This is a genomic window from uncultured Adlercreutzia sp., from assembly GCA_910585575.1.
Taxonomy (GTDB): Bacteria; Actinomycetota; Coriobacteriia; order Coriobacteriales; family Eggerthellaceae; genus Adlercreutzia.
In genome coordinates this window covers 1-8,854 of the sequence record CAJUFS010000084.1, presented here as the reverse complement: position 1 = coordinate 8,854, position 8,854 = coordinate 1, and the positions used below count along the sequence as shown (strand labels likewise).

Sequence of the window (8,854 nt, the reverse complement as noted above, 5' to 3'; positions counted from 1 at the left end):
TTTCGGCGGAGCCTTTGGCAAGCGACGCCTCGAGAAAGGTGCAGTGCGTTGAAGATGTAGCAATGCCCTGAAGGGCACCCTCATTCTGACCGATTATCCCTGGTCGCGCTGGGTGCTGCATTGCTGCGTTCTCTGGTTCGCCGATGGTACCGCTTTCGTCCCGATGGACAAGCTTTCTGATGTGCCTGCGAAGGGCGCTTTTGCCCGCTGTCGTTAACGGTGAACTCTACCTTTGCCCGTGCCCGCGCGGCCTCCTGCGAAGGAGGACTGCCATGCAACTGAATCTTACCAACATCACATATACCTATCCCGGCGCATCGAACCCCGCCGTAGGGCCGGTGGCGGCCACGTTTCCGCAGGGCTGGACCGGCATTGTGGGGGACAACGGCTGCGGCAAAACCACGCTCGCACGGCTGGCCTGCGGTTTGGTGCGCCCCGATAGCGGCACGGTGGCGCCGAAGCTTTTCTCGGTGTACTGCCAGCAAGATTCATCGATGGTGCCCAACGAGTTGGAGGATTTCGCTGCCGATTGGGGGCGCGAGGCGCAAGAGTTGCGGCGCGTGTTGGGCATCGAAGACGAATGGCTCTGGCGCTACGATACGCTTTCCGGCGGCCAGCAGAAGCGCATCCAGATAGGCTGTGCGCTGTGGCGTCGTCCGGATGTCCTGGTCATGGACGAGCCTACGAATGACCTGGATGCGACGACCCGCCATCAGGTGACCAAGGCGTTGGCGTCTTTTTCGGGCATCGGGCTGCTCATCTCCCATGATCGCACGCTGCTCGATGCCCTGGTCTCGCAGTGCCTCCTGTTTGCCGGTGGTTGTTTCACGCTGCGCCCCGGCACCTATAGCCAGGCAGCGGGGCAAGCGGGGCAGGAGCGCAACGCGGCTCTGCGCGAACGGGAGAAGGCCAAGCGTGAGAAGCGGCGCTTGGAGGCGGAGGCGACGCGGCGTCGCGTGGAGGCCGATCGCAGTCAGGCAAAACGCAGCGCCCGCAAGTTGGACAAGCACGACAGCGATGGGCGCGAGCGGCTCGGACGCGCCATCGTGTCTGGCAAGGACGGCGTGGCCGCCAAGCTCTCGGCGTCCATGGCCGGCCGCGTGGCGAAGGCCGACGAGGCTCTGCAGGCCGCAACCGTAGAGAAGCGCTACGCCGGTCGGTTCCGATCCTATGGCGAAGCGGCATCCGCGAAGACGCTGATACACCAGGAGACGGGGGCGTTGTCCGCGGGCGACTTCACGCTCGACGTGCCGGAGTTGTGGATCGGTCCCACTGATCATGTGGTACTTACCGGCGATAACGGGAACGGTAAAAGCCTGCTGGTGCACCAGTTGCTCTCGCGTTGTCATGAGGGCGTGAAGACGGCCTACGTGCCCCAAGAGGTAAGCGACGCTGTCCGTGCGGAGGCGCTCGCCAAGCTGGCGCAGCTTGCTCCCGCCGACCGGGGTCGCGTCCTGGCCATTGTGGGCGGCCTGAACTCCGATCCCGAGCGCTTGGTGGACGGCGCCGACATCAGCCCGGGAGAGCTCAAGAAGCTGCTTTTGGCCGAACAGCTGGTGGAGAACCCGAACTTGTTGGTCCTCGATGAGCCGACGAATCACCTGGACATGGGCTCCATCGATGCGCTTGCGGCGCTACTCGAGGAGTTTCCCGGAGCGTTTCTGCTGGTGACCCATGACGAGTCCCTGCAGGATTCCCTTGAGGGCCGCCATTGGCGCATCGAGCGCAAGGGGTCGCGATGCCGGCTTGTGGTGTGAGCGGTTGGCCTATCGGCAGCGCAGCGCTATGGGATGTCGGCTCGCGGCGTGAGGGGGTCGCTCGCTCGGCGGCGTAGCGACGCAGGGTACCAGCTCGCGGCGCGAGCACACCAGCGCGGGCGCCCCCGACCTATCGCTGACCCGAACGGCGCAGGGAGGTGGCGACGGCGCGGCCCTTGGTGCGCGCCATGCCCATGACGGCTGTGGCGCCGCCGAAGTCCAGCCCGGTGATGATCTTCACCAGCTGCAGGAACAAGATGAGCACCAGCAAGGGCACCAGGCAGGAGGTGACAATCATGACCGCCATGGTGTCGATCATGGTGTTGAGCTGATTGCCCAGGCTGTCCAGGGCCTGCTGGGCCCCTTGGGTCAGATTGTCGATGCCGTCCTGCACCGCGTTGGCAATGCCTCCCAGCAGCCCCGGGTCTTCCTGGGGTTCCTGCTGGGTATTTTCCTGCAGCTGCTCGGTGGCCTCTTGGGCAGCGGCGTTGGAGGCGGCCAGCGATTCCTCGTAGGTGGCATCAATGTTGTTCGTCAGCCACACGCTTACGGGCACCACCAGGAACAAAGCCAGTCCGAAGGCGGTCAGCTTGGTACCGAGTTTTTGCAGGTTGATTTTCACCAGCGTGCCCTGTCGCTGGAAAACCGCTATGGCGAACAGCACGCAGGCCACGGGAATAAGAATGCCGAAGGAGAGGAACCCCAAAGTGGTGAGCAGGAATTTCTCCAGGTAAATGACGGCAAGGATGATCATGAGGTAGGAGCTGAAGTCCACTAATTTGTCGGCAATGGGAGTGCCGGTGTCGTTGGGCAGCGCCGAGATGGCGGCCGAGGCGGCTGTGGTGGTCGTTGCCAGGCCCATGACGTTCAGCTTCTTCTCGTCAAGGGTGGTGTAAATGCCCTGATAGGTTTCGGGGGAGGAGGCAAGATTCGCCAGGAAGATCAGAGACACCAGGGCGATGGCGGCCAAAATGCCGGCGATGATGGCCTTCTCCTTCAAGGGGCGCTCGACGGGCTCCCACACGGTCAGTTCCCGATCTTCGCGCACCACGCGGTCCTCTTGCACCGTGCGGTTTTCCCGCACTACGCGGTCGTCCCGTACCAGCTGGGTGCTCAAGCGCTCGTTGTCCATGACGCGTCCTTCCGCTCGGGGGTGTCGCGTTTCAGTATAGGGGGAGCGGGGGCAGCCGCTGGGGCGGCCGGGCATCCTGTTTCCCAGCGATAACGAAGGCCGCTACTTCCCCAGCCAGCGGTGCGGTACGGGCACAAGCGAGCCCAGGGCGGCGGCCACTAGCAGTACGGGAGCGCCAGCCAGGGGAAACACTAGGAAAAGCAGGACGGCCGTCATAAGGGGCTGTCGCATCACCGCGCCCATGAGCGCGCCCGTCACCGCGCACAGGGCGAAGACGGAGTCAATGCCCGTTAGGGTGGCCAGACCGTAGCCAAGGGCGATGCCCGCGAAGATAAGCGGGAAGAAGTGGCCGCCGCGCCATCCCAGGTTGAGGCAGAACTGCGTGACGATGACCTTGGCAAAGCCCGTGGCCAGCAGCACACCGGCGCCGATGGTGGTCCAGATGAGTGCCAGCTGCTCGGTTTGGGCCTCTCCGGCAAACAGGGCGAAGGGCAGCGCCGTGCCCACGGCGCCAAGAAGAACCCCGGCCGTAACCGCCTTCGCTATGGGGCGGTTCCCCAGGCGCGTGGCCAGGGCGCGGGCAGCGGCGCCGGCGGGGAAGTAGAGCCAGCCGGCCATCGTGCCGACGGCCATGAGCGGAAGCGCCCACGCAAGTTCGGCGGCACCGAAGGCAATCTCGGAAAAGTGCGGCAGGCCGCCGCCCGCGCCGAACCAGTGCCCCAGCAGGGCCATGGCGCCCAGGGCGCCCGCTACGGCCAGGACGTACGCGGCAATCTTCAGCGGCTTGGCCACGTCCAGACGAACCTCGCTGATGCGGCGCGGGCCGTCCGAGTCGTCGGCGGCACCGACGGCGGGCACCATCAGGCCAAACAACGGCGTTGCGAAAATGGCGGCAATCACTGCGGCGCAGCTGGCCTCGGCCAGCTCGCGCATTTCGGCACCGACGAAGCGCAGGCGATCGCCCACCCAGGTGCACAGGCCCGCAATGACGCCAGTCATCCCCGCCTCCGGCCCAATGGAGCCGCCGAACAGCAGCGGCAGCAAGGCTCCGAAAAAAGAGGCGCCCATATGGTCGTATTCGTAACGGCCCGTCTGCTTCACCGAGGCCATCACGGTGTTCATGTCAGCCGGGTAAGGCCCGAACTTCTTCGCGAAAAGCCCGATGACCACGCCGCCGATGGTGCAGAAGACAAGGGGATAGAAAACCGCCGGCAGCCCCTGCGCCGCCAGTGCGTTGGGCGCCGCTTCCCAAAGGAGAGCAATGCCCGTGTTCATAAGAAAGAAGAAGCCCCAGGCAAAGGCCCCAGCGAAGGCGCCGAAGGCAATGGTGAAAAGCGCGAACAGGACTTTCTTCGCCATGGATGTCCTTTCAGCGGGGCGGCCAGGGGTGGGTGGCAATAGGGCAATTATACCGAACGCGGCCTGCGGCACGTTCGACTGGCAGCTGCAAGCGGTCTACGCAGCCGCTCGGCTTACCGTCGAAGGTGACCTAGGCGGTTTTCTTGGCTTGCAGGTGATGGCCGACCAGCAGGGCGATGCCCGTTACGGCGCTGGTGAACAGTGCGAAGCCGAGGGCAATTTCGGGGAGGAGGGTTTTTGCGGTGGCGTCGATGATGAGACCGCCGACGAAAGCGCCGGTGGCCTTACCCATATCTCCGAAGAAGTACACTTCGCCGTTCACCACGCCCCAATGCTCCTTCGGCGTGGCCTTTGCGGTGATGGTTTTCACGAAAGGCGAGGACGTGCCCACCGAGATGCCGTAGCCCACAGCGGCTACCAGCAAGGTGGCGAAGGAGGGGGCGATCGCCAAGATGGCGAACCCGATAATCTGCACGGAAAGCAGCGGCCACAAAAGCCAGGTTTTATTGCTGTCGAAGAGCTTCCCGCCGCACAGGCGGCAGACAAGCGTCGTGGCACCGGCGGCAATGAAGAAGGCGGCGCCCATGGCAATGCCAGCGTGCTTGGCGAACACCAGCACAAAGGAGATGCACAACCCCTTGGGCACGCGGCGCGCAAAGGAAATAGCCAGGTAGGGAGCCACTTGCGGGAACAGGTAAGGGGCGATGAATGCATGCACCCGCTGCTTGAACGAGGGCTTTGCGGGGCGAGTAGTGCGGGAGCGGGCGGCCGCGCTTGCCATAGGCGCTGCGGCGGTGCCGGTCGCGCCGTCATGGCTGGATGTCGTTGCCTCGGCGGCTGCTGCGCCGTGCGCGCCTTCCTCCTCGGCGCCGGCCACGCTCTTGCGGTCGGCCTCGTCTGCCGCTCCCAGCCGCTTCGCCCGGGCGGCCTCGCTACGATGCAGGATGACCACGGCGGCGATGGCCACTACCATCAAGCCAGCGTAGAACAGGTAGAACCCCTGGTAGCCGGCGCTATCCAAAAGCCAGGTGGCCACCAGGGCGCCCAACATGGTGCCCAGCGAGGTGCCGGCGCCTTTGATGCCCACGCGCCGTCCCAGGTGTTTCTTCGAGGCCGAGCCCATGACGGCCACGGTCATGACGTTGGTGGCCAGAGCGAAGCTGGCGCCCTGCAGCACGCGGGCGCCCATGACCACGTAGAAGTTGTCCCACAGCGCGGGAATGGCCACGCCCAGCCCCAAGCCGGCCAGGCTGCCCAGCAGCACCTTGTAGTGGGGAAAATGATCGGTTACCTGACCGCCCACCAGACGCATGACCGTGCTTGCCAGCGTAAAGACCGCCACGAAGGTGCCACCGATGGTGGCCGAATAGCCGATGCTATCGTAGTAGAGCGGGATGCCGCTGTTGAGGCCCTTCATGTACAGGGCGGTGAAGAACGTGACCGCCACCAACACGATGAGCGATACGGTGGCGCTGCTCAGGGTGCGTTTGCCTTTGTCGCCCATGGGTGCTCCTTGGTTTTGCCGTCGGTGTTACCAGGAGTATGGCACCGGGCGGTCAACAGAATTTTCGCTGATCGCATTCGGTTTGCGAAGCGTTGTCTGTCCGTCAGCCGTTGCGATAAAATAGAAGTCACTCTCGACAGCGCGTCTAGGTTGAGCGCTGTTCGATGCGCAGTTCGGCTCGACCAGGGAGAAAGGGTATGAACGAGATCTTACACTGCTGCGAGCAGATCTTCGACCGCAGCACGCAACCCTTTGGCATTGCCCAAGTTCACTTGGATGCGGCGGGCAATCCTGCCGACGTTACCATCGAGTACTTGAATGCCGCCATGGCCGCCACGGCCGATGCCGCTCCCGCCGATTTGCGCGGTAAGAACGTCTACGAGATTTGGCCCGACGGCGATCGTGCGTGGCTCGAGTTCTACTACCGCGCCGCCTATGACGACGAGGCCGTCGAGTTTGAAACGGTGTCGGTGGAGTACCGCACCTTCCAGCATGTATCCATTTTCCCCATTGTTCGGGGCTATTGCGGCTACGAGGTGCAGGACATCACCTCGTGGATGACGCATACTCACACCGCCCTGGAAAGCGTGTCGGCGGGCATGTTCTTCTACGAGGCGCGCACGCATTTGCTGCTGCTTACCGAGCCGGCTCAAGAGTGCTGCCGCATGGCCTCGGGCTATTTGGATGTGCGCGATTTTGCCGATGCCTTCATCGACGAGGCCACGGCTCAGATGGTCTACGACGGCATCGTGAACTTCAACAGCGAACACGGGCGGATGCTGTGCGAAGGGCAGCTGAAAGACGGGCGTTGGATCCGTTTGAGCATGTCGCCCGGCGAGGCCACGGCGCGCTTCGCCACGGGTTTTCTGGAGGACATCACCTTGCTCAAAGAGGTGGAGGAGAAAAGCGCGCGTCGCTCCGAGATCATCGAGAGCCTCAGCTCGGAGTACTTCGCCCTGTACTTGGTCAACGCCAAGGCCGATACCATCGTTCCATATCTGCTGCGCAACGATGTGGCGCGATTCTTCGCCAGCCTCATCGGCGATGATCGCTCCTACCGGGCGTGGCTGGAACACTACTGCGACAACTACATTGCCGAGAGCGATCGCTACAGCGTGCGCACGCGACTGAGTCCCGCATCGGTGCGCGCCTTCCTCGACGAGCACCAGGCAGATTTCTCGCTTAGCTGTCGGCGCCTGTACCAGGGTGAAGAGCAGTACATCGAGCTGCGTCTGCTGCGTCTTTCAGGAACCACCGATGAAGTGGTGCTAGCGGCCCGCAACATCAACGAGGAAGTGAAGGATCAGCTCGATCAGAAGGAAGCGCTCCAGACGGCCCTGACGCTGGCCGAGCATGCCAGCGAGGCCAAGACCACCTTCCTGACCAACATCTCCCACGATTTCCGCACGCCGCTCAACTCCATCCTGGGCTTCTCCCATCGAGCGCTCGACCATGTCGATGAGCAGGATCTGGTGCGCAACAGTCTGGAGAAGATCATCGTCTCGGGCGATCACTTGCTTGAGCTGATCAACGACATTCTGGACGTGAGCCGCATCGAAAGCGGGAGGGTGGTGCTCAAGGAGCAGCCGCTCGACGTGGTGCAGCTTATGGAGGACTTGCAGGGAGTTTTCTCGAGCCAGGCCCTGGAGAAGGATATCGACTTCACCGTCCGCACCGATGGCGTGCGCGATGCGCGCGTGCTGGGCGATCAGCTGCGCATCAACCAAATTCTGGTGAACACCATCGGCAACGCCCTGAAGTACACCGATGCCGGCGGTCGCGTGGAGGTGGAACTGACCGAAGGCGATGTGGCGCCTCACGGGGTGGCCATGTTCCGCGTGGTGGTGCGCGACACGGGTTGCGGCATGTCGCCGGCCTTCGTCGAGCGCATCTTCATGCCTTTCGAGCGCGATGCCGCCAGCCGAGCCCGCACTGAAGAGGGCACGGGTCTGGGCATGACCATCGCGAAGAACCTCATCGATCTTTTGGGCGGCACCGTGAAGGTGACAAGCGAGCTGCGGAAGGGAAGCGAGTTCGACATTACCCTGCCGCTAAAGCTGGACAAGGAATTCCACGAGCGCGCCGTCGACGCCGTGCCGGAGGAGGACGTGCGCCTGCTGCGTTTCGAGGGCTTCCGGGCGCTGGTGGTTGACGACGACGAGCTCTCGCGCGAGATCCTGGGTGCCATTCTGCTGGACCACGGCTTCATTGTGGAAATGGCCGGCGACGGCGACGAGGCGGTGCAGGCCGTGGAGGACACGGCCATCGGCCACTACGACGTGATCATCATGGACATGCGCATGCCGCGCATGACCGGTGACGGCGCTACGCGGGCCATCCGCGCCCTGCCGCGCCCCGACGTGAAGGACCTGCCCATCATTGCCGCCACGGCCGACGCCTTCGAAGAGGGTCAGCGCCGCGCCCGCGAGGCCGGCATGACGGCCCATGTGACCAAGCCGCTCGATACGCGCAAGCTGCTGCTCATCCTGCGCGATTGCCTGCGCGGCCGCGGGCGCCAGGGAACGTCTCTGGGCTAGGGGAGGCGCCGCACCGCGGCCCCACGGCTGTGGCGGTCGGGCCCGGACGCCATCGGGCAGTTCGGCTTGCATCTACGCAACTCTCACGTGCTCCTTCTCCGCGTCGTTCCAACAAAAACGCCCCCGCCAGCTTGAAGCCGGCGGGGGCGTCGCTTTGCAGCAAGTGAACAGTTGCGTGCTAGTGCATCCACTTCTGGAGCATGCGCACCAGGGTCTCGATTTCCAGGGGCTTGGACATGTGGTCGTTCATACCCGAGGCATGGGCGTGGCGGATGTCCTCGGCGAAGGCGTCGGCGGAAAGGGCCACGATGGGAATGTCGCCCAGATCGGGACGGCCGCCGGCCTCGGCACGAATGGCCGTGGCGGCCTCGTAGCCGTTCATGACCGGCATCTGGATGTCCATGAGCACGATGTCGTAGTAGCCCGGATCACGCTCGAGCAGCATGTCCAGAGCCAGCTTGCCGTTCTCGGCGTGCTCCACGGCCGCGCCGGTCATGCCGATCAGCTCCTCGGCAATGGCCGCGGCCATCATGTTGTCCTCGGTGAGCAGGACGCGACGGCCCTC

Annotated in this window: 6 protein-coding genes; 2 read left to right on the top strand and 4 right to left on the bottom strand. The window is 63.9% G+C overall.

Annotated elements, in window-relative coordinates:
- Positions 1-272 precede the first annotated feature (272 nt).
- Positions 273-1,757 (top strand): ATP-binding cassette domain-containing protein, encoded by a 1,485-nt coding sequence (locus tag QZ307_RS09845; RefSeq protein ID WP_295999392.1) that lies wholly within the window; start codon positions 273-275, stop codon positions 1,755-1,757.
- A gap of 130 nt (positions 1,758-1,887) precedes the next feature.
- Here QZ307_RS09845 and QZ307_RS09840 read toward each other — a convergent pair whose 3' ends face one another.
- The 3 genes from QZ307_RS09840 to QZ307_RS09830 form a co-directional block, all read right to left on the bottom strand.
- A complete protein-coding gene (locus tag QZ307_RS09840; RefSeq protein ID WP_295999389.1) occupies positions 1,888-2,889 on the bottom strand; it encodes a hypothetical protein in 1,002 nt (333 codons plus the stop codon).
- A 102-nt stretch (positions 2,890-2,991) separates the two neighbouring features.
- Positions 2,992-4,248: a chloride channel protein gene (locus QZ307_RS09835; RefSeq protein WP_295999387.1), complete on the bottom strand. Its 1,257-nt coding sequence runs from the start codon at positions 4,246-4,248 to the stop codon at positions 2,992-2,994.
- A gap of 130 nt (positions 4,249-4,378) precedes the next feature.
- Positions 4,379-5,752: an MFS transporter gene (locus QZ307_RS09830; RefSeq protein ID WP_295999384.1), complete on the bottom strand. Its 1,374-nt coding sequence runs from the start codon at positions 5,750-5,752 to the stop codon at positions 4,379-4,381.
- 197 nt (positions 5,753-5,949) lie between these two features.
- On the opposite strand from QZ307_RS09830, the gene QZ307_RS09825 reads away from it, so the two are divergent.
- Positions 5,950-8,289: an ATP-binding protein gene (locus tag QZ307_RS09825; protein ID WP_295999381.1), complete on the top strand. Its 2,340-nt coding sequence runs from the start codon at positions 5,950-5,952 to the stop codon at positions 8,287-8,289.
- 178 nt (positions 8,290-8,467) lie between these two features.
- Here QZ307_RS09825 and QZ307_RS09820 read toward each other — a convergent pair.
- Positions 8,468-8,854: response regulator (locus QZ307_RS09820; RefSeq protein WP_295999379.1), on the bottom strand; the 387-nt coding region annotated here is incomplete at its 5' end.